The sequence below is a fragment of the Enterococcus ureasiticus genome, assembly GCF_001730285.1.
Lineage (GTDB): Bacteria > Bacillota > Bacilli > Lactobacillales > Enterococcaceae > Enterococcus_L > Enterococcus_L ureasiticus.
This window is the reverse complement of record NZ_MIJZ01000014.1, coordinates 167549-188096: the sequence shown is the minus strand read 5'-3', so window position 1 is coordinate 188096 and position 20548 is coordinate 167549. Positions and strand designations below refer to the sequence as shown.

The following is a 20548-nucleotide window of genomic DNA, read 5'->3' as shown; positions in this document are numbered from 1 at the left end:
GGTAAAAATAGCTTAAAATAGAAGAAATATGACTTAGCAAATGTTAGCAGATATGGAGTATATTTTAGTTCTTTTATTATGCATTTTAGATTAAAAAAAAATGTGAAAATAATGCATAAAAGCTAATTTTTAGATAGGGTGGAACCTTTTTAACCTTGATATAGTCGTTATATATCGGTTATTTTATATGTGACATAAATGTAACATGATCGAGTTAATTAATATGACTTTTCTCATTGTTCTAAAGGTTTACATTTGTTTATAATGCCGTTATAATAGCTGAAATCAAGTCATGTATAGAATAGGATAGCTATATCATTTTTTATTTTGATCCTGTACATAGAAATGAATTAAGTTAGTTATGTGGGGGAGCTGTTTGAAACATACATAAATTATGAGTATGGTAGTGAGCGCTGTTCTCACAGTTTTTTATTTTTCAGCCAAGGTTAAATCAGAACTGGCTCAGCGCTTAAATTTAGGAGGGATGTTTTTGATTACGAATAAACAAGCATCGAAAACTTTTTTTGAAATGAAAGATCAGAAGTATCACTATTATTCATTAGCTTCACTAGAAACGGAGCAACCTCAATTTATTTCAACGTTGCCATTTAGTATTCGTGTTTTGTTGGAATCTTTGCTGCGGCAAGAAAATGGAACTGGGATCACACAAGAGCATATCAAGGATTTGGCTGAATGGTCTTCAGAACACAACAACAAAGGCGAAGTTCCCTTCAAGCCAGCTCGAGTGATTCTTCAAGATTTTACAGGTGTCCCAGCGATCGTTGATCTAGCATCTTTACGAAAAACAATTGCCGACTTCGGTGGTGATCCAACTACAATCAATCCCGAAGTTCCAGTTGATTTAGTTGTCGATCACTCAGTTCAAGTTGATGTAGCTGGAGTAAAACAAGCGCTGCAGTTAAATATGAAAATGGAGTTTCAACGTAATCAAGAACGTTACCGCTTTTTAAGTTGGGCGCAAAAAGTCTTTGATAATTATCGGGTTGTACCACCTGCAACAGGAATCGTTCATCAAGTCAATATTGAATATCTGGCAACGGTTGTGACGCAAAAAAAACAAGAAGATGGCACAATTTTACTTTATCCTGATACACTAGTTGGGACAGATTCTCATACGACAATGGTCAATGCATTAGGAGTTTTAGGCTGGGGTGTCGGTGGAATCGAAGCAGAGGCGAGTATGCTTGGTGAGCCCTCTTATTTTCCTATTCCAGATGTTGTAGGTGTCCGTTTTGTGAATGAATTATCCCAAGGTGCAACAGCGACAGATTTAGCGTTAAAAGTAACACAGGTGTTAAGAGAACAAAAAGTTGTGGGTAAATTTGTAGAATTCTTCGGTGCAGGTTTAGTTAGTTTAAGCTTAGCTGATCGAGCGACCGTGGCAAATATGGCCCCAGAATATGGCGCGACCTGCGGCTTCTTCCCTGTAGATGATGAAACGATTCGTTATCTGCGACTAACAGGAAGGGAAGATAAAACGGTAGCAATAGCTAAGCGTTATTTAAAAGAAAATCAATTATTCTATGATCCAGTAAATGATCAAGAACCGAGTTATACAAAAGTGATCGAAATCGATTTAAGTGAAATACAAGCCAATCTTGCAGGACCAAAACGACCACAGGATCTGGTTCCTTTATCAGAAATGAAAACAGCATTTGAGCACGCTGTGAAAGCACCAGCTGGCTTGCAAGGTTTCGGACTTTCTGAGAAACAGCAGACAGAAAGTGTGAAGTTAGAGTTGGAAGGTATACAGCATCAATTAAAACCAGGGGCAGTAGCAATTGCAGCAATCACCTCATGTACAAACACATCGAATCCATTCGTTATGTTAAGTGCAGGATTAGTGGCTAAAAAAGCGGCATTACTTGGATTAAATGTACCAAACTATGTAAAAACCTCATTAGCACCAGGTTCAAAAGTTGTGACAGCTTATCTGAAAAAAGCTGGGTTACTGCCTTATTTAGAACAGTTAGGCTTTCATCTCGTTGGGTATGGTTGTACTACTTGTATTGGTAATTCAGGGGCATTGAAGCCAGAAGTCGAAGAAGTAATCAAAGAAAATGATTTACTAACCGCAGGTGTTTTAAGTGGAAATCGTAACTTTGAAGGGCGTATTCATCCGTTAGTTAAAGCAAATTACCTCGCTTCACCGCCACTTGTTGTTTTATATGCATTAGCTGGAACGGTGGATATCGATGTATTCAATGAACCTATTGGAATTGGCGAAAATGATATTCCAATTTATTTTAATGATTTGTGGCCTTCTAGAGATGAAATTCAGGCATTGATCGATGAATGTGTTACACCAGAACTTTACCAGGAAGAATATGCACGGGTGTTTAGTGATAACGAGGAATGGAATGAGATTGAAACAAACGATGAACCATTATACGGCTGGGAAGAAGAATCAACGTATATTGCGAATCCACCCTATTTTACAGGAATGACAAAAGAAAGAGAACCACGAAAGCCATTAAGAAAACTAGCTGTTTTAGCTAAGTTTGGCGATTCAGTTACAACTGACCATATTTCGCCAGCTGGAAGCATTCAAAAAAATAGTCCAGCAGGTCAGTATTTGATTAATAGAGGTGTTGGGGTCCGTGAATTTAACTCTTATGGAGCCAGACGTGGTCACCATGAAGTAATGATGAGAGGGACATTAGCCAATATTCGTATTCGCAATCAATTAGTTCCAGATATCGAGGGCGGTTATACGATTTTTGCGCCAAAACAAGAAAAAATGGCTATTTATGATGCCGCAATGAACTATCAGAAACAAGGAACAAAACTAGTAATTTTGGCAGGGGATGACTATGGCATGGGTTCATCAAGAGACTGGGCAGCAAAAGGCGTGCAGTTACTTGGTGTGGAAGCTGTAATTGCCAAAAGTTATGAGCGGATTCATCGTTCTAATTTAGTGATGATGGGTGTTTTGCCATTACAATTCAAACCAGGTGAGGATGCTGATAGCTTAGGATTAACAGGAACTGAGTTATTTGACATTGATATCGATGAAACAAAAGGAATCTTGGACACTGTAAACGTTGCTGCAAGTAAGCCAAATGGAGAAACGATTCAATTTGAGACGATTCTTCGTTTTGATTCAGCCGTTGATATCACGTATTATCAGCATGGTGGAATTTTACCAATGGTTATCCGTAAAAAACTTTAAGCATAAATTGGGATGATTTTGAACGTTGTTATTTATATACGAAAGAGAGGTACTTGGATGGAGATTCACAAAGGCTTAGAAGGTGTCGTTGTTTCTGAAACAAAAATCAGCTCGATCGTGGAAAATCAGCTATTATTTGCAGGGTTTAATATTGATGATTTAGTAGATGAGAATGTTCAGTTTGAAGAAGTGATCTATCTATTATGGTATTTAAAAATACCAACAAATCGAGAGTTGAAGAAATTTAAACAAGAGCTATCTGTGCAAATGCCGATCTCTGATACGATCATCACTTGCTTGAAAATCCAAACACGCCAGAACCTTCATCCTATGAGTGTTTTGCGGTCAACGGTTTCACTTTTGGGTGTGTTTGACCCAAATGCTGAAGCGATAGATGAGCATTCGACGTATCAGCAAAGTATTGCACTACAAGCAAAAATGCCGACGATCATCGCGGCCTATGCTCGGCTAAGAAAAGGCTTAGACCCAATTTCTCCTAGGAGTGATTTATCGATTGCAGCCAATTTTCTTTATATGCTGACGGGAACAGAAGCTGAAGAAGTACAGGTGTCAGCGATGAATCAGGCATTAGTCCTACATGCGGATCATGATTTAAATGCAAGTACATTTACGGCAAGGGTCTGTGCCTCTACATTGTCAGACGTTTATTCATGTATTACGGCTGCGATTGGTTCTCTAAAAGGGCCGCTTCACGGCGGCGCAAACGAAAAAGTATTTGATATGTTAAAGGAAATCGATTCTGAAAATCTAAATGTAGAAGAATATCTAAATCAAAAATTAGATCGCAAAGAAAAAGTTATGGGTTTTGGTCATCGCGTTTACAAAACAGAAGATCCCAGAAAGAAACATCTGAAAAAACTAGCAAAAGAGTTGACTGCAATTACACAAAAAGAACAGTGGTATTTTTTATCGTGTCAAGTTGAGCGCTATTTAAAAGAGACAAAAGGCTTGATTCCTAATGTCGATTTTTATTCAGCTACAGTCTATCATTGTATGGATATTGATAGTGATTTGTTCACTTTGATTTTTGCTATGAGTCGAGTTTCTGGTTGGTTAGGTCACATTTATGAGCAGAAAAAAGATGATTGTTTGATTCGACCGCGATCACATTATATTGGACCTAAACAGTTAAGGTATAGTGAGTTGAACAGCAAATTACATTCTGGAGGAATGGAAGCATGATAAGTGGGGAAAAAATTGGATTTGAAACTGGAAAATTGGTTGTGCCGAATAATCCAATCATTCCTTTTATAGAAGGAGACGGAATTGGACCAGAAATTTGGTCAGCGGCCAAAAAAGTATTTGAAGCAGCAGTAGACAAGGCTTATGTAGGGGCACGTAAAATTGTTTGGCAAGAAGTTTTGGCAGGAGAAAAAGCCTTCAATGAAACAGGAAACTGGCTGCCAAATGAAACATTGGAAATAATCAAATCCCATCGTATAGCTATTAAAGGTCCGTTGACTACACCGATTGGCGGAGGTTTCCGCTCGTTGAATGTGGCATTGAGGCAAGAATTAGATTTATATATTTGTTATCGACCAGTTCGCTATTTTGAAGGTGTGCCTTCACCATTAAAACACCCAGAAAAAACAGATATGATGATTTTTAGAGAGAATACTGAAGATATTTATGCAGGGATCGAATTTCCAGCTGAAAGTCCAGAAGCAGAAAAATTGATTCGTTATTTACAAACAGAGTTTGGTGTCAATAAGATTCGCTTCCCAAACACGTCTGCTATCGGAATCAAACCTGTTTCTAAAGAAGGGACAGAGCGATTGGTTCGTGGAGCGATTGAATATGCTTTAAAAAATAATCGTAAATCAGTAACATTGGTTCACAAAGGAAATATCATGAAGTTTACAGAAGGTGGTTTTAAAAACTGGGGCTATGCTTTAGCTGAAAGAGAATTTGGAGACAAGGTTTTTACGTGGGAAAGCTACTTAGAAATCAAGAGTACTACAGGAAAGTCTGCAGCAGATCAACAGCTAGAAGAAGCGGAAAAAGCTGGGAAACTAATTATAAAGGATCGTATCGCTGATATTTTCTTGCAGGATATTTTACTGCATCCTGAAAATTATGATGTGATTGCAACGCTGAATTTGAATGGTGATTATATTTCTGATGCATTAGCTGCTCAAGTTGGTGGCATTGGAATTGCACCAGGCGCTAATTTGAACTTGGAAACGGGACATGGAATCTTCGAAGCAACCCATGGAACAGCACCAGAATTTGCTGGATTAAATCAATTGAATCCATCCTCCTTACTCTTATCTGGTGTATTAATGTTTGATTATTTAGGTTGGAGCGAGGTTAGTGAGTTAATTACAAGAAGTATTGAAGAAGCGTTGGTGAACAAAACAGTAACAAAAGATTTTGCAGACCAAATGGAAGGCGCAACCTTATTGAGTTGTTCTGAGTTTGGAGAAGAGTTAGTACGGTTGATTAATGATAACTAAGAACGATGTTCAGAATAGTACTATTCTGAACATCGTTTTTTTGAGACATAAAAAAACCTGACGAATATTCGTCAGGTTTTGAATTTACTAAAGTTAAGTTAATTACGCTTTGTTAACGTTAGTAGCTTGAGGACCACGTTGGCCTTCTTCAACGTCGAAAGTCACTGCTTGACCTTCTTCTAAAGTTTTGAATCCGTCGCCTTGGATAGCTGAGAAATGTACGAATACATCGTTACCGTTTTCTGCAGTGATAAATCCAAAACCTTTGTCTGAGTTAAACCATTTTACTGTACCTGTTTCCATAATAAAAATCCTCCTTGTGATATACACATATTTTGCAATTACTTGAAAGGTGAAAATGTGGAAGATGTTTATTTGAAACAGCTACACATATATTACCGAACAAAAACTACTCTCTTAATATAGCATATTTTACACTAGTTGACCAGTAATATCTCTCTGAAAAATAAAAATTTGTTAAGAAATAAGGATTAATTGTCAAAATAAATGTATTTCTGTTATAGTATAGGAGTATTGAGCGTTAAATATGAAAGTAATGATAGAGTTATATCGTAGAAATCTATTCCGAAGGCGCAGCCTTGGAGCTGCATAGATTTGAAAGTAGGAAGGGTTCAGATTGTTTAGATGAGAATAAGGTTATCCTTACTAATAGATAGTTTTTACATGGTTTTATAGCTAAAAAAATATTTAATCAACTTAATTAAAGAGCCACTCAACGTATTTGTTGAGTGGCTCTTGTCCATTTCAGCGTTTAGTAGCGTAGAACAGCCAATAAGGTTTTTTCATCAGGTGAAGCTTTTTGATCTAAAACAAAGACTTTTCCACCAGTTCTAAGCACATTGTCTGTGACTTTATTCAAAACTTTACGGCGGTCAAATTCTTCTGTCGACATGTCCGTTGTCTCATTAACAAAATTGGCAGTAGAAATGAAGAAATGAGATACTTTTCCTTCATCAGATGCAGGGACGATATCAACAAGCTGATCGACAAATTTTTTGTCTAATAACTGATTATAAGCTGTTGTTTCGATTGTTTCTAGTGCTTGATTTATTTTATATGCGCCTTTTTCAATATCCTGAAACGAAACTTGTGCAGGAGAGAGAGAAACAGAAGCATCCGTTACTAAATAAGGATTTTTCGCGATTTTTTTAAATAGTGTTTGGTTTTCTGGTAAAGCATACAAACGAATTGGTAAATTATCAGAGTTTACAAATGTGTCTTTTAAGTAATTATCGATGGCTTGATAGTAGTTAGTCCAGTCGATTTTTACTTCTTCATCTTTAGTATTCACACCGTGATAGGCAACGCCTTCTTTGGAAGAGCCATTATATCCGGTTCCGCCTTGAATGGAGTAGTTCATACTGCCACCAGTCAACTCATCACCTAAAGTACCAACAAGATCAGTTGGTGCGTCAGCCGGTAAATCAACTGTTTTCACTTGATTGTTTTCTACTAAATAAAGTTGCATAGAATCACGATTTAAAGCCATTAAATAATAACGATAGTTAAATTGATTATTTTTGATGATTCCTAGGAGATAAGGTCGATCGTCAACGTAATATTGATCGTCGACAGGAACATTTAATCGATTGATAAAGATGTCTTTTTCACTAATAATAATTGATACACTTTTTGTCGCATTACGCCAAAAGGATGCATCAGCCAGTAAAGCATCGATTTTTTCTTGGAATGGTGCCCAAGATAAATCAGTATATTTTTTTTCGAAGCGGATTTTTGCAGCTTTAGCAAAATTTTTGAAGGCTAAAGAATCTTTTTCGACATCTTGGTGAGCGACATGAGTATTCAGAATAAATGTTACAAAGGGACCTTGAACTTCGTCAGAGAATAGAACAGATAAATTGTCTTTTTCTTGATCTAACATAATACATTCCTCCTAAATTTTAAAGCGTAGCGGGCTCGTTTAGCTCTGACAGAAAAATAGGAAAATGTGTTTGTGGCGCTTTTGGCCACAGGCATATTTTATCTTTTTTCCGAAGCGCTAGCTCGCGAAGCTAGATATAATTAAAAGCAGAACAAATCAGTTGATCCTATAGCAAATTAGGAAATTGGTGTGAAACATTTTTTGTTTCATTGCCAGTTTGTCTATTTTTCTAAGGATTGATTTGTACAGCTAAATAATATATCGGTAACATTTCTTGGTACTAATAAAAGTGTAGCACAGGCATAAAAATGTTGGAACTAATATGGTCCAAAAGGAGATAAACAATAGGAAAATGTAAAAAGTTGCTCTATGAGTAATTCCTCATAGTTTTTTTATGAAATACAAAATAGGGGTTCATTTTTATTTTAAATAGAGATGCTAATATGTCTTCATGCCAATTATCCCGAATTGGTTTTTCATACTTACTCCTACCAAGAGTAAATAACAACCTTCATTTCCACCATAGACGACGGTCGTGGTGGTTTTTTGTGCAAAAATCGCTAATTAAATAAAAAAGAGAGTGAAACTATCGTCAGTAAATACCTGATTTTAGTTTCACTTTCTATATTTCTATCACAACGCTTCGATAAACCGATTCGTTCGAAACAACCGTGCCTCTAAATTAGTTCCAAGCTCAACAGCCGCATGATGCCCTTTACCGCTAAATTTATACCGAATAGCATCTGCATTCGTTTTAGCTGCGATATAAGAAACACCAAAATTAGCCTGCATCGTATGAATCAAACGGACATAAAGGGCACTTTCTGATATCCCAAAATGGTTCGACAATTGGGATAAATTCCATCCTTCTTTCAAAAAGCGAAAGAAAACGACATCCGGCACAAGAATCGCAGAAGCACCAATATTCGCCTGAAATTCATGAAGGACTTCATTATATGAATATCGCAGACTGCAATCTGTATCAGTAAAAATCGTATCATTTTCAGTCATATGAAACAAATAGTGAGTGATCTCATGACTGATCGTAAAATTCTTTCTTTTTTCACTCATGTTTTGATTATAACCAATCGTTGTCTCTAAAGAGTCTTTAACGATCATACCAGAAATACGATCTCTTGCCACGCCATCGAAAGGAAAACTGCGCATTGAAACTCCCTTAGATTTTACGAAATCCCAAAGATAGGAACAGTCGTAATTTTCATAACCGATATTATTTGCGACCATCAACGCTGAGATATAATCGTTTATTTTATCCGAAAAACTAAGATATTCATCAATTTGCTCTGTCATCCAATCACGCCTTGTCGTCTTGTTTTAATTCTCGTTCACGTTCAATTTCAGATCTCCTAAAACGAAGAAAACGATCCACTTCATCTTTCAATTCGTCTACTTCATTTTCAGATAAGCCTTCTGTGTTCATCCGAAACATAATTTGAGATGAAAGATTTTCTTCTTGAGCCGTTTCTTTAATGGAAGGTACAGCTGATCTTCCTAATAAGTAATCGGTAGAAACGTCAAAGTAATCAGCTACTTTTTGGATATTTTCTATTTTGGGAGAAGAAGTATCCCAACGCCGAATTTGTCCATTAGAAATACCTGTATTGCGTTCGATTTCAGCAAAAGTAACTTTTTTCTTGTCAGCCAGCTCTTTAATTCTGTAAGTTAAACTCATGTTTTTCAACCTTTCATAAGCTTAATGAAAAAAACATTAGCTTTTAAGCTATTTTTTATTGACAATTAGCTTTTAAACTATTAAAATGTTCTTATAAGCTAATTTATCAGTAAATAGTTAGGCAAAGCCATTCTAGCAGTTAATCTCTTAAATGAGAAAGCGACGGAAGTAGAATAGAGCTTATTTAACTATACTTATATAATAGCGTAAATGCTAATTCAAGTCAATGATTTTATTATATATTAGCTAATTCACTAAACGAGAAGTAATAAAGAGAAAGGAATTAAAAAAATCACTACTATTTAAAAATCAAGAGCCATTATTTTGCTGAGCTATTGCTTTGCTGCAAAGACAAGGAAATTGTATTAACACTTCAATCGTAACAATCGTTAAATATTGAAAGCCAGACTAATAGATAAAGGAGAGGATAAAAGATGTTATTATTCCCTGAAATTGATCGAAAGAAAACGAAAAAAAAGGTTCATGATTTATTAAATACGTATCGTTCTTTAGTAAGAATCGCTGGAGAGAAACATTCACCTAACGTAACGGCTGCGTATACATTTGAAATGAAAAGCACTAATGGGGAATTTTCTCGTAAAGCTGATAAAGTAATTGAGCGTAAATATCTTGCTGAAGTTGAGCTATCCAAGATTACAGAAGCCATGAATCAATTGGATGAGTATGATAGACAGCTGTTATACGATAAGTATATGGACCGCAATTTTACAACAAATATCGCGATTTATATGAAACATCATATGAGTGAAAGTAAGTTTTATCGAGAGCTAGATAAGGCAATGATACGATTTGCAGAGTCTTATGAGAGTGGGAAACTATTGATAGAAAAATGACATTATTATGGGAGAAATATGCCAGTTTAAGTAGAGAGAAATCGAGTAAACTATTGGTATACCGCTAGTTAAACAATGGTCAAATAACGAGAAAAGTCATTTAGTTTGAACTATCGGATCTCTTTAAAAAGCAACGATAAATTGAAGTAAATAATGAAAAAAAGGTGGTAATTATGAAGATGTTTGAGTATTTAGATCGTTTTTTAGTAGATGCAGATCACAAAGCAATTTACGTTTTAACATTGATTTGTGTCGCAATGATCATCGATTTTTTAAGCGGTAGTTTGGCTGCAAAAATCAATCCAAAAATTAACTTTTTAAGTAAAGTAGGTATCAATGGAATTTTGAGAAAAGTAGCAAGTATGGTGCTGTTGATGTTTTTTATTCCTTTAGCACCATTGATTCCAGGTGGAGCAGGGGTTGGGTTGATTTATGTTTTATACGTTGGCTATCTGCTAATGGAGTTAAAGTCGATTCTTGAAAATTATAAAAAAATGGGAATCGGAACCGAACTATTTGAGGATTTTATCAAGAGTATCAAAAACGGAAAAGAAGATGAGTAGTTCCAAGCGATTTTATATCTATTGAAAAAAATGAAACTGAAATCAGATTTACCTGACCAGTTTCATTTTTTTAGTCTGCCTATCTTTTTCCAGCTTTTAATGAACGGAATAAAGTTAAACCTAATGCCGTTAAACATAAAATAAAGGAACCTAAGAAAGTGATTCTCATCCCAAAGATAAAGATATCAGGACGTTCACTGATAAACGTCGTCACACGTTGACCATAAACGGCGCTCATTGCGTTATACAAAATTGTTGTAGCTAACGCAATTCCTAAAACCATGCCTAAGTTACGTGCAAACGAGTTCATGCTTCCAGCAACACCTAGATCCTCTTTTGAAACACTACTCATAACAGTCGTGTTATTAGGCGATTGGAAAAGTGCATTGCCTAATCCCATAATGCCAGTCGCCAAGATATAGTACCAAAGCGGAGTACCTTGATTTAAAAACATATACATTAAAGACGTGATCGATAATAAAATCAATCCAGAAAAAGTTAAAAGCTTTGTACCGATCTTATCCGTTAAAAAACCGCTGATAGGAGCACCAACTACCATCAATAAAGGAAAGACCATCATTAACAATCCTGCTTTACTTGCGGGTAAACCACGTGCATTTTGCAAATAAAATGGTATCACAACATTGACAAAGAAATTAGATGAAAAAATCAACACAGCTGTGATCAAGCTCATCGTAAAGACTTTGTTTTTAAAAATCGAAAAGGCGATCAAAGGTTGACTGACACGTTTTTCTACTCTAATGAAAATGATGAATGAAAGGACTGCAAGAACAAATAATACCACTGATAAAGCAGCATTAAAGCCGATTTCCTGACCAATAAAGATACCGCCAAAGAACGTCATAATAAAAACAGCAAACAAAATAAATCCAAGTATATCAACTTTTTTGCCACTTTTGGTAATATCTTTTGGTAAGAATTTCTCGCCAATCAAAATCGTGATGATCCCAACTGGAACATTGATCCAGAAAATATAAGGCCATGAAAATTGAGAAAGAATCAAGCCACCGATTCCGGGTCCTGCAATTGACCCTAGAGAAACGAAAGCTCCGATCGAACCTAATGCTCGACCGCGTTCTTTAAACGGAAAAACTTCTGTAATGATCCCAGAATTTGCAGCCATCGTCATACTTGAACCAATTCCTTGAACGATCCGCGCAAACAAAAGAAAGCCTAACGAATGATTAAATCCACACAATAATGAGCCTAACGTAAAGACTACGGTTCCGATCCGATATACTTTGATTTTGCCAAAGCTATCCCCGATTTTCCCAAAAAGTAACAAACAAGCACAGACAATCATCAAATAAATTGAAACGATCCATTCTGATTGATTCATCGGTACATTCATATCTTTGGAAATTGTCGGCAACGCTATATTGACGATACTGGCATCTAAAGTGGACATAAAGGTAAACATTGCCACTGAAACCAAAATCCACCAGCGATTTTTTTGTACAATAGGGTTTTCTTGAAAATTATTCACTGATTCCATCTAGTCATCTCCTTAAAAATTGTAAACAATCCGTTCTTATCATACTCCTTTTTTTGAAAAAATGTCAGTGAAAAAATAATGAAAATAATTGGAAAGAACTTATTTTTCCCTCAAAAAATTAGATGATGAATGAATTTACGAAATTTTATGAGAGTGATCACAAAGAGAAAGAAAATTATGTTTGTTTATTTTTAACTTCTGTTACAATAAAAGAAGAAAAACTGTACTAAAATATAGAATTTTTTGTTATACTTTTTAAAAGAAGTCAATAAATAAGGAAGTTGTATCTGTTTCAAAGTCGACTCAGAGTGAATTAAAACAGATTACTTACTAAAAAAACAAAGCTACTGATTTTTATAAAAATTACACTTGTTTAATCATGAATGAAAGTAGAACAGATGTATAGACACTTATGAACATAGATTTTTAATCTGGCTTAAGAAATGAGCCTTTCGGGGAAAAGACAGAACGAGCTAGATCAGCTTTTAAAACTATCTAGCTTCACGAGCTAGTCTCTCAGGAAAAAGATAAAAACTGAATGAGACAAAAAGCATCTCAGTCATTTTTCCCTATTTTCCAGTCGAGACAGAACGAGCTCGTTCAGCTTTTAAAATAAGGAGGATATTATGGCTACGAAACATGATCAAATATTAAAGTATATTGAAGGATTGCCAATTGGGGATCGTATCTCTGTTAGAAGTATTGCCAAAAATCTTGGTGTCAGCGAAGGGACTGCTTATCGAGCGATCAAAGATGCTGAAAATATTGGACTGGTTTCAACGATTCAGCGTGTGGGAACTATTCGGATCGAACGGAAATTAAAAAAACATATTGAAAAATTGACTTTTGGTGAAGTGGTTCGGATCATTGAAGGGGATGTTTTAGGTGGGTCAGCCGGTTTAGATAAGGTCTTAAATAAGTTTGTAATCGGTGCGATGACTGAAAAAGCAATGACGCGCTACATCACGCCAGGATCATTGATGATTGTTGGGAATCGGCAAGGTGTTCAGAAATTAGCCTTAGAAAATGGGGCTGCTGTTTTGATTACTGGTGGATTTGATACAGAAGTCGAAATCGCTGAGCTGGCAGATGAATTAGACATGCCGGTATTAAGAACAACATATGATACATTTACAGTAGCCACAATGATCAATCGAGCGTTAAGCGATCAATTAATCAAAAAAGATATCATGCTTGTCAGCGATATTTACACAACTTTAGAAAAAACGAATTATCTATTCTCAACTAATACAATTGCAGACTATCAAAAACTTTCTGAAAAAACACATCATTCTCGTTTTCCTGTAGTGAATAAAAGCCTGCGTTTAGTGGGAATTGTTACAGCTAAAGATGTTTTAGGCAAAACGGAAACCTTGACGATGGATAAGGTCATGACAAAAGATCCAATCGTTGTGAAAAAAATGATGAGTGTAGCCAGTGTTAGCCATCAAATGATTTGGGATGGGCTGGAAGTAATGCCAGTTGTTGAAGATGATTTATCTTTAGTTGGTTTTGTTTCCAGACAGGATGTAATGAAGGCGATGCAGCTAGTTCAGCGGCAGCCACAAATTGCGGATACGATTTCAGACCAAATTTCTGGTGAAGTAATGCCTGTCGAAGAGGTGAGTAAAGCAGGTGAACCGCAGTTTAAATTCTCTGTCACACCTCAAATGGTCAACAGTGTAGGGACGATATCTTTTGGGGTGTTAAGTGAAATCATCTCAAATGTGACACAGCGCACGATGATCACCAATCAAAGAAGAAATGTGCTGATCGAACAAATGAGTTTACATTATCTGCGCCTGATTCAATTAGAAAGTGAACTGGATATTCGTCCAAGAGTCTTAGAAATCGGCCGTCGTTCAGCTAAATTGGATATCGAAGTTTATTTAGAGAATGCTCTAGTGGCTAAAGCAATCGTTGTTTGCCAAGTGATGGAGCGGACTTAGGAGGAAGTAAAAATATGGATGTTGTAACAGAAATTTTAACAAAAATCAAAGCGTATCAAACGATCATTATTCATCGTCATCAACGACCTGATCCAGATGCGATCGGTTCACAAGTTGGTTTAGCAGAGATTTTGAGAGAGAGTTTTCCAGAGAAAAAAATTTATCAAGCAGGTGGTCCCGTTGAAGGGTTAGAATTTTTAGCGGAAATGGATGAAGTGTCTGATGAAGCGTATCAAAATGCTTTAGTTATCGTGACAGATACGGCTAATTCTCCTAGAATCAGTGATGATCGTTACAATTTAGGTGCTGAATTGATCAAAATCGATCATCATCCTAACGATGATCCTTATGGGGACTTAGTCTGGGTCAATCCAAAAGCGAGCAGCTGTAGCGAGATCATCGCTGATTTCTATCATTTAAATCAAGAGGAATTGATCATGAATAACAATGCGGCTCGTCTGCTTTATGCTGGAATTATTGGGGATACAGGTAGATTTTTATATCCATCAACAACACCGCATACTTTAGAAGTTGCCGCTGAACTGATGGCGTATGACTTTAATGCGGCTGAATTAAATCGTGAATTAGAGCAAATTCCGATGAGTGTCGCAAAATTAGCAGGATATGTGTATCAAAATATTGAAGTAGACGGACATGGTGCAGCAAAAGTTATACTGCCTCAGACATTACTTGATGAATATGGGATTGTGGATTCAGAGACGGCTTCGATTGTATCTTTACCAGGTGTGATTGACGAAGTTTTAGCATGGGGAATTTTTGTAGAACAACCTGAAGGCTATTACCGAGTACGTTTACGCTCAAAAGGACCTGTGATCAATGAGCTGGCTAAGAAGCATCATGGTGGTGGACATCCTCTGGCTAGTGGAGCGAATGCTAAAAATCCAGAAGAGATCAATGAAATCTACTCTGAAATTAAGCAGTTGTGCAAAGAATATAAAAAATAGAGAATGAAAACATTTACATTTAGTGCGGCATCCGTTATACTAAAGCTAGTTAAATAGCGGATAGTGATTGTTTATAACAAGCTAAACCTGATTGTACCAAATAACTTTATTTGGTGTAGTTGGGTCTTTTCTTTTTTCTAATAGACAAAAGTATCCAAGCATCATTTAACTAAAAATAAGGAATAGCATGGAGGAGAAAAAATGATGAAATTGAAAAAGATGTTTGTTGGTGTGGTATTATTGTCAATGGTTTTAGTAGGATGTAGTAATGGAACGGCTAAAGAAGAAAAGAAAGCTGATACAAAAGAGAAAGATAATTCAGAAGTAGTGATTTACCTTGCGCGTCATGGTAAAACGATGTTGAATACGGTGGACCGTTCACAAGGTTGGATCGATGCACCATTGACCCCAGCAGGCGTTGAAGTAGCAGAGCAATTGGGTAAAGGATTATCTGATGTCAAATTTGATAAGGTTGTGACTAGTGACAGTGGACGTGCAATCGAAACGGCTGAACTAGTCTTGCAAAATAACGGTCAAGAAAAATTAACCAAAGAAATGACGAAGGATAAACGTTTAAGAGAATATAATTTTGGTACGTATGAAGGCTTGATGAATGAAGAAATGCTAACGGCTGTTGCTAAAGAAAAAGGACAAACATATGAGGAATATAATGATTGGATGAAAGAAGTTGGTTTCTATAAAGGAATCATCGAATTTGCCGATATTTTATCAGATTTGGATAAGAAAAATGTTGAAAAAGGTGTGAACTGGCCTGCCGAAGATAGCAAAACGATCGTGACTCGTTTAACTGCAGGTTTGGATGATATTGTGAAGGATGCGCAAAAAGAAGGTGCGAATAATGTGTTGCTTGTTTCTCACGGAATGAGTATTATTACTTTGTTAGGTGAATTAGATGCAAATGCAGATTTACCAGATGGCGGATTGAAAAATGCTAGTGTGTCAAAAGTAACGTATAAAGATGGGAAATATACAATCGATAGTGTGAATGACCTTTCTTATGTAGAGAAAGGAAAAGAAAATAAATAGATTTACTTCACTAATTGTAAATATAATAATTCTTTTCTTTCGTTTAGAAGTGCGATAGAATGAAGTGATAACACTTTAAAAGAGAACGATACAATGAAGGAGAGTTTAAGCTAAATGGAAAATTTACCAAGTTGCCCTGAATGTGGCTCAACATACACTTACGAGGATCGTGGCATGATGATTTGTCCTGAATGCGGACATGAATGGTCACCAACAGATGCGGCAGAAGATACAGCGTCTGTCATCAAAGATTCAAATGGCAATGTGTTAGCTGATGGTGATAATGTGACAGTTATCAAAGATTTAAAAGTCAAAGGGGCAAGTGGTGCAATCAAACAAGGAACGAAAGTTAAAGGTATTCGTTTAGTGGTTGATGCAGCAGATGGTCATAATATCGATTGTAAAGTAGAAGGCTTTGGTCCGATGAAATTGAAATCTGAGTTTGTAAAGAAGAATTAAAGGATAAAAAAATTTGTTTTATGTTATTGATTTTTACCGAGTATTAGATGTAAAATCTAATACTCGGTTTTTTTGCATATTTAAAAAAAGAGAGTGTAAAATATTTTTTGATTTAATCTAATTAAAGTATTTTCATTAATTTTCTTCCTATGATTGATTTTACATCATTATAAAAATAAAGATAATCTAACTATAAACTTATTCATTTCTATGCTATAATAAAAATCGTAAAGAGGATATGCGCTAACATACCCTCTTCGACAGAGCCGTTTAAGACGGTAACTAGACTAAATTATTTTTTAAGAATAACCGTTGCCAGTCAAAGCTGACGGTTATTTTTTGTCTTTAAGCAATTCCACAATCAGTTTGATCAAGGCGATGGTAAACATACCAAAGCTTAAAATCAGCTGAATTGCTTCCAATGCGGACAAAAGGCATTCTCCTCTCTAAAGATTTCAGTACTTACTTTCATAAGCACCACCACCTTTCAGAAGTAGCCACCGTCATAACTTCTCTGTTTTTTTATTGTATCATAATAAACATCAAGAACGTATGTTTATTTTATTCTTTTTGTCGCTTATATATTATATAGGAATCGACTGTTTCTCAGTAAGGACACAAATCTGCTTATCTAAAATTTGCAGCATGCTTTCCACTTCTTTAAAATAGCTGTGATAAATTTTTCTGCAAGCATAATATTCGCGAATGATTTTCTTTTTGTTCACAGGTATATTTTGGTCACTGAAAAAATCATTCAATAATAACAACGGTTTTTCCCAGGATTGCATTCTTTCTAAGACCTCTTTTAAATCTAAAATATCTTGATAAGGAATTGCTTTAACACATTTTATTGATTTTTCCATAAAAATCTTCCTTTCTTTCGTTTAAAATAATGTGTGAAATGATACAAAAAAAACGATACAAGCAGTGCACAACTACCAATATCGTTTCCAATGCGAGAGAAGTTTAGCTAAACGACCGAAAAATAACAATCATGTCTAGAAATTCAGACAAAAGTTCGGTACAATAAAGAAGCTAGAACTTCGGAACTAGCAATGGGCAACTTGTATAGATAGTGTGTGCTGTCTATGCAGGGCTTTATCAGTCGGTTGGCGCCAATTGATAAAGTGCCTATTTTTTCTGTTTTATGCTTGTACAACGTATAAACTATTCACCTCCCATGTAAGAGTAGCAGAATAGAAAAAACGGTATCAGTTTTCACCAATACCGTTGACAATAGTCCAACAAATAAACCTGTCTTTCGTATCTAAAAAAAGTTAGATACAACAAAACAAGCGAGTTTGTTTCTCGCACTATTGGCAATTTGTTCCGGCAGTGTGTGCTGTCATTACAATGTTCTTTTTCATTGGATTGGCGGTCCATTGAAAAAGTGCCAATGATTATTTAATTATCGTTTAAACTAGGAAAAGTTACCTTCGTTTCATTTCTATTCTACAACTTAAGTATACCGAATTGAATACGTCGGCTCAACGGGAACAGAAGAAATTTTTTAAACTTTATTTTCATGAAAAATCCTAAATAGTGCGTAATTAATAGGTAACAAATAGGAGAAAGTGAGCGCGTATTGTTTGTTGTCTTTTTACCCCTTTTCGCAAGTGTTAAGATCTATTGATTTTCATACCTTGGCCAACCCCACCAATTTGGAACTAACTCTTCCAGTCTAACCGTTTCTCGTTTCTGATAATCGACCATGATCTCGGTATCTTTATTTTTAGGAGAAAACTGTAGTAATAGTTCCCTACAACCACCGCAAGGCATTCCGCCCAAACCTTCTGGTGCCTCACTACGGAATGTAATGCTGCGTTTAATGACTGTTTGACCACTATTCATATACATATTTAATGCGGCAGTCCGTTCAGCACATAAATCCATAACACCACAACAACTTTCAATGCAAAAGCCAGTATAAATTTTACCGTTTTCACTTTCTAATGCGCAAACAACATGATGAGTATAAATAAAAGGTGTAACTTCTGTGGGATAATACTCTTTTTTTGCTTTTTCATACAACGTTTCCCAGATATCCATCATTTCACTCCATTCAATTATTGATAGGACTCATTATAACAAGGTTACATCTCAAAGAACAGCTATGGTTTAGAACCAAAAAACGATAGAATGAAGACAAGTCTTCGAACTATCATTTTATTTTCTAATTTTGTTATTAATCCGAATCTTCCCGAAACGATTGCACTCTCTTCACACCACGCCAAAGATTAACAATAGCCAAAACACCACCTAAAATAAGGGGAATCCACAATAATTCTGGGGAGTATTTTAAATTACTTAACTGCTTCGAAGCCTGAGTATCCTCCAAAGTCCACAGCCCTTGCAACACCTGAAAACTAAACGCCATCATAAACGTGGCAATCAATAAAAGGACAAAACCAATATAATGCAGCTTACTTTTTTTTCTGATAATAGCAAACACAACATATAGAAAGAGTAAAAAGATAGGAACGCCAAATGCAAAGTATGGATTTAACATAGAAAAGCCTCCGTATGTAAAAATTGACTACTATAATTTATTAGAAGTACTGATGTTTATTGCTCTATAACTTAATCATACTGCAATTTTTTCAATTTGCAAAATATATTTTTTGTTAAAGTTAGCGTTTTTAGAAATGACAAAGTTTTTATTTTCCACTACACTAAAGAGGAAGGAGTGATTTTCCAGATGTCAGCATATGCCGAACCAATTAAAACAGCGATCATTGTTTTTCCTTTTTTAGCTTTTGCGATATCGTTTGTGCTTGTTATTCGTGAATACCGCAAATATGGCACGTTTTTATTTAGGCGAGCGCTTATTCTTTATTCATTTGTTTTCTATTTATTATGTGCATATTTTTTAATTATTTTACCCTTGCCACCTCGAGCGGAAGTGGCACAATATACGAGTCAGTATTTGGAATTGCGGCCATTTTATTTTGTCAGTCGATTTTTACAGGATACGGTATTAAATATTCATGATCCGAGTACGTTTATTCCTTCTTTAAGGCAAGGAGTCGTGTTGGAACCTGTGTTCAATGTCTTGTTGTTAGTGCCATTTGGGGTGTACTTGCGTTATTATTATAAACTTTCATTTAAAAAAGTTGTTTTAGCCAGTTTTCTCTTGTCGTTATTTTTTGAGCTGACACAGTTGAGCGGGTTGTACTTTATTTATCCTAGACCGTATCGTTTAGCTGATGTAAATGATCTGATCAATAATACGTTTGGTGGAATTGTCGGGTATGCGATTACACCGATGTTGACCTTTTTATTTCCAACAAGAGATGAATTGGATGAGGCGGCATATGAAAAAGGACAGTTCGTTAGCTTATTCAGGCGCTTTGTCGCTTTTTTGATTGATTGGTTTGTGATTTCCATCGTTCAAACAATTGCAATGCTTCTTCTAAATCTAATTCCTCAGTATAAACAGTGGTTTGCAGGATATCCTGCGTTAGAAGGACGACTTTGGTTTTTTGTTATGGTATTTTTAGTGTTTATGCTATTACCGAAACTTACGAATGGGGAAACGATCGGCAAGAAAGTCGTACGGATTCAAGTAGTGGAAGAAGGACGTGAAAAAATTCGTTTTAGGGCTCTATTTATTCGATACGGGTATTTGTACTTTGTTTATGGCCTAATCAGTTCATACATGACAAGTGCATCTGATTTGTTGAATTCGAATAATCGGATGTTGCAGCTTGTGAGTTTTATACTGTTTCTATTTTGTTCATTTTTACTACTCTTGTTTTTCATCAATGTTTTCTATGTGCTAATCAGAAAAAAACGGCGGCTGTTTTACGAAAAAGCAAGTCATACCTATACGATCAGTACGATAAAAGAGAAGAAAAATACAGAAAATCAATAAGGATTTGCGGTTTTTGTGGTATAATGCATGAGGACTTACACAACAAGTTTGAAAG

Annotated in this window: 19 protein-coding genes; 10 read left to right on the top strand and 9 right to left on the bottom strand. The window is 35.7% G+C overall.

What is annotated here, in order from left to right; translation table 11 throughout:
- Window positions 1–484 precede the first annotated feature (484 nt).
- From acnA to icd, 3 genes are read left to right on the top strand one after another with little or no spacing between them, the layout of a single operon-like run.
- Window positions 485–3193, top strand: a complete 2709-nt coding sequence (acnA, locus tag BCR21_RS11700; protein WP_069646829.1) for an aconitate hydratase AcnA — start codon at window positions 485–487, stop codon at window positions 3191–3193.
- A 57-nt stretch (window positions 3194–3250) separates the two neighbouring features.
- Complete coding sequence (locus BCR21_RS11695) at window positions 3251–4396, top strand: citrate synthase (RefSeq protein ID WP_069646634.1); 1146 nt, start codon at window positions 3251–3253, stop codon at window positions 4394–4396.
- The gene (icd, locus tag BCR21_RS11690) at window positions 4393–5670 is read left to right on the top strand and encodes an NADP-dependent isocitrate dehydrogenase (protein WP_069646633.1); all 1278 of its coding nucleotides are present in this window, start codon (window positions 4393–4395) and stop codon (window positions 5668–5670) included. Before BCR21_RS11695 ends, icd begins: the two co-directional genes overlap by 4 nt.
- A gap of 102 nt (window positions 5671–5772) precedes the next feature.
- Here icd and BCR21_RS11685 read toward each other — a convergent pair whose 3' ends face one another.
- From BCR21_RS11685 to BCR21_RS11670, 4 genes are all read right to left on the bottom strand, one after another.
- A complete protein-coding gene (locus tag BCR21_RS11685; RefSeq protein WP_010760878.1) occupies window positions 5773–5973 on the bottom strand; it encodes a cold-shock protein in 201 nt (66 codons plus the stop codon).
- Between the two features lie 469 nt (window positions 5974–6442).
- Window positions 6443–7573, bottom strand: coding sequence for a baeRF6 domain-containing protein (locus BCR21_RS11680; RefSeq protein ID WP_069646632.1), 1131 nt, complete (start codon window positions 7571–7573; stop codon window positions 6443–6445).
- A gap of 633 nt (window positions 7574–8206) precedes the next feature.
- Window positions 8207–8884 carry an ImmA/IrrE family metallo-endopeptidase gene (locus BCR21_RS11675; RefSeq protein WP_069646631.1) on the bottom strand — a complete coding sequence of 226 codons (678 nt, stop codon included), beginning with the start codon at window positions 8882–8884 and terminating at the stop codon, window positions 8207–8209.
- A gap of 4 nt (window positions 8885–8888) precedes the next feature.
- Entirely contained in the window at window positions 8889–9266 is a 378-nt protein-coding gene (locus tag BCR21_RS11670; protein ID WP_069646630.1) for a helix-turn-helix domain-containing protein, read from the bottom strand.
- Between the two features lie 434 nt (window positions 9267–9700).
- Here BCR21_RS11670 and BCR21_RS11665 point away from each other — a divergent pair, with 434 nt between their 5' ends.
- A complete protein-coding gene (locus BCR21_RS11665) occupies window positions 9701–10120 on the top strand; it encodes an ArpU family phage packaging/lysis transcriptional regulator (protein WP_069646629.1) in 420 nt (139 codons plus the stop codon).
- A gap of 179 nt (window positions 10121–10299) precedes the next feature.
- Window positions 10300–10683: a phage holin family protein gene (locus BCR21_RS11660; RefSeq protein WP_069646828.1), complete on the top strand. Its 384-nt coding sequence runs from the start codon at window positions 10300–10302 to the stop codon at window positions 10681–10683.
- Window positions 10684–10762: 79 nt separating this feature from the next.
- Here the strand turns inward: BCR21_RS11660 and BCR21_RS11655 are convergent, their stop codons facing one another.
- Entirely contained in the window at window positions 10763–12199 is a 1437-nt protein-coding gene (locus BCR21_RS11655; RefSeq protein ID WP_139125658.1) for an MFS transporter, read from the bottom strand.
- A gap of 626 nt (window positions 12200–12825) precedes the next feature.
- Here BCR21_RS11655 and BCR21_RS11650 point away from each other — a divergent pair.
- From BCR21_RS11650 to BCR21_RS11635, 4 genes are all read left to right on the top strand, one after another.
- A complete protein-coding gene (locus BCR21_RS11650) occupies window positions 12826–14148 on the top strand; it encodes a DRTGG domain-containing protein (RefSeq protein WP_069646628.1) in 1323 nt (440 codons plus the stop codon).
- Window positions 14149–14162: 14 nt separating this feature from the next.
- Window positions 14163–15113: a DHH family phosphoesterase gene (locus tag BCR21_RS11645; RefSeq protein WP_069646627.1), complete on the top strand. Its 951-nt coding sequence runs from the start codon at window positions 14163–14165 to the stop codon at window positions 15111–15113.
- A 204-nt stretch (window positions 15114–15317) separates the two neighbouring features.
- Window positions 15318–16160 (top strand): histidine phosphatase family protein, encoded by an 843-nt coding sequence (locus tag BCR21_RS11640; RefSeq protein ID WP_069646826.1) that lies wholly within the window; start codon window positions 15318–15320, stop codon window positions 16158–16160.
- A 114-nt stretch (window positions 16161–16274) separates the two neighbouring features.
- Window positions 16275–16619 carry a zinc ribbon domain-containing protein YjdM gene (locus BCR21_RS11635; protein WP_069646626.1) on the top strand — a complete coding sequence of 115 codons (345 nt, stop codon included), beginning with the start codon at window positions 16275–16277 and terminating at the stop codon, window positions 16617–16619.
- A gap of 332 nt (window positions 16620–16951) precedes the next feature.
- Here the strand turns inward: BCR21_RS11635 and BCR21_RS16860 are convergent, their stop codons facing one another.
- The 4 genes from BCR21_RS16860 to BCR21_RS11615 form a co-directional block, all read right to left on the bottom strand.
- Entirely contained in the window at window positions 16952–17050 is a 99-nt protein-coding gene (locus BCR21_RS16860; RefSeq protein ID WP_111247096.1) for a putative holin-like toxin, read from the bottom strand.
- Window positions 17051–17203: 153 nt separating this feature from the next.
- Window positions 17204–17482, bottom strand: a complete 279-nt coding sequence (locus BCR21_RS11625; protein WP_069646625.1) for a hypothetical protein — start codon at window positions 17480–17482, stop codon at window positions 17204–17206.
- 763 nt (window positions 17483–18245) lie between these two features.
- Window positions 18246–18668, bottom strand: coding sequence for a cytidine deaminase family protein (locus tag BCR21_RS11620; RefSeq protein ID WP_069646624.1), 423 nt, complete (start codon window positions 18666–18668; stop codon window positions 18246–18248).
- Window positions 18669–18804: 136 nt separating this feature from the next.
- Window positions 18805–19128 carry a hypothetical protein gene (locus BCR21_RS11615; RefSeq protein ID WP_069646623.1) on the bottom strand — a complete coding sequence of 108 codons (324 nt, stop codon included), beginning with the start codon at window positions 19126–19128 and terminating at the stop codon, window positions 18805–18807.
- Between the two features lie 189 nt (window positions 19129–19317).
- Between BCR21_RS11615 and BCR21_RS11610 the strand changes: the two genes are divergently transcribed.
- Window positions 19318–20493, top strand: coding sequence for a VanZ family protein (locus tag BCR21_RS11610; RefSeq protein ID WP_069646622.1), 1176 nt, complete (start codon window positions 19318–19320; stop codon window positions 20491–20493).
- The last annotated feature ends 55 nt before the right edge of the window (window positions 20494–20548 follow it).

Coding starts and splice junctions, on each gene's coding strand:
- BCR21_RS11640 (WP_069646826.1), top strand. CDS start 15,318: ATGAAATTGAAAAAGATGTTTGTTGGTGTGGTATTATTGTCAATGGTT.
- BCR21_RS11635 (WP_069646626.1), top strand. CDS start 16,275: ATGGAAAATTTACCAAGTTGCCCTGAATGTGGCTCAACATACACTTAC.
- BCR21_RS11625 (WP_069646625.1), bottom strand. CDS start 17,482: ATGGAAAAATCAATAAAATGTGTTAAAGCAATTCCTTATCAAGATATT.
- icd (WP_069646633.1), top strand. CDS start 4,393: ATGATAAGTGGGGAAAAAATTGGATTTGAAACTGGAAAATTGGTTGTG.
- BCR21_RS11695 (WP_069646634.1), top strand. CDS start 3,251: ATGGAGATTCACAAAGGCTTAGAAGGTGTCGTTGTTTCTGAAACAAAA.
- BCR21_RS11610 (WP_069646622.1), top strand. CDS start 19,318: ATGTCAGCATATGCCGAACCAATTAAAACAGCGATCATTGTTTTTCCT.
- BCR21_RS11645 (WP_069646627.1), top strand. CDS start 14,163: ATGGATGTTGTAACAGAAATTTTAACAAAAATCAAAGCGTATCAAACG.
- acnA (WP_069646829.1), top strand. CDS start 485: ATGTTTTTGATTACGAATAAACAAGCATCGAAAACTTTTTTTGAAATG.
- BCR21_RS11620 (WP_069646624.1), bottom strand. CDS start 18,668: ATGGATATCTGGGAAACGTTGTATGAAAAAGCAAAAAAAGAGTATTAT.
- BCR21_RS11685 (WP_010760878.1), bottom strand. CDS start 5,973: ATGGAAACAGGTACAGTAAAATGGTTTAACTCAGACAAAGGTTTTGGA.
- BCR21_RS11650 (WP_069646628.1), top strand. CDS start 12,826: ATGGCTACGAAACATGATCAAATATTAAAGTATATTGAAGGATTGCCA.
- BCR21_RS11655 (WP_139125658.1), bottom strand. CDS start 12,199: ATGGAATCAGTGAATAATTTTCAAGAAAACCCTATTGTACAAAAAAAT.
- BCR21_RS11670 (WP_069646630.1), bottom strand. CDS start 9,266: ATGAGTTTAACTTACAGAATTAAAGAGCTGGCTGACAAGAAAAAAGTT.
- BCR21_RS11660 (WP_069646828.1), top strand. CDS start 10,300: ATGTTTGAGTATTTAGATCGTTTTTTAGTAGATGCAGATCACAAAGCA.
- BCR21_RS11665 (WP_069646629.1), top strand. CDS start 9,701: ATGTTATTATTCCCTGAAATTGATCGAAAGAAAACGAAAAAAAAGGTT.
- BCR21_RS11680 (WP_069646632.1), bottom strand. CDS start 7,573: ATGTTAGATCAAGAAAAAGACAATTTATCTGTTCTATTCTCTGACGAA.
- BCR21_RS11675 (WP_069646631.1), bottom strand. CDS start 8,884: ATGACAGAGCAAATTGATGAATATCTTAGTTTTTCGGATAAAATAAAC.
- BCR21_RS11615 (WP_069646623.1), bottom strand. CDS start 19,128: ATGTTAAATCCATACTTTGCATTTGGCGTTCCTATCTTTTTACTCTTT.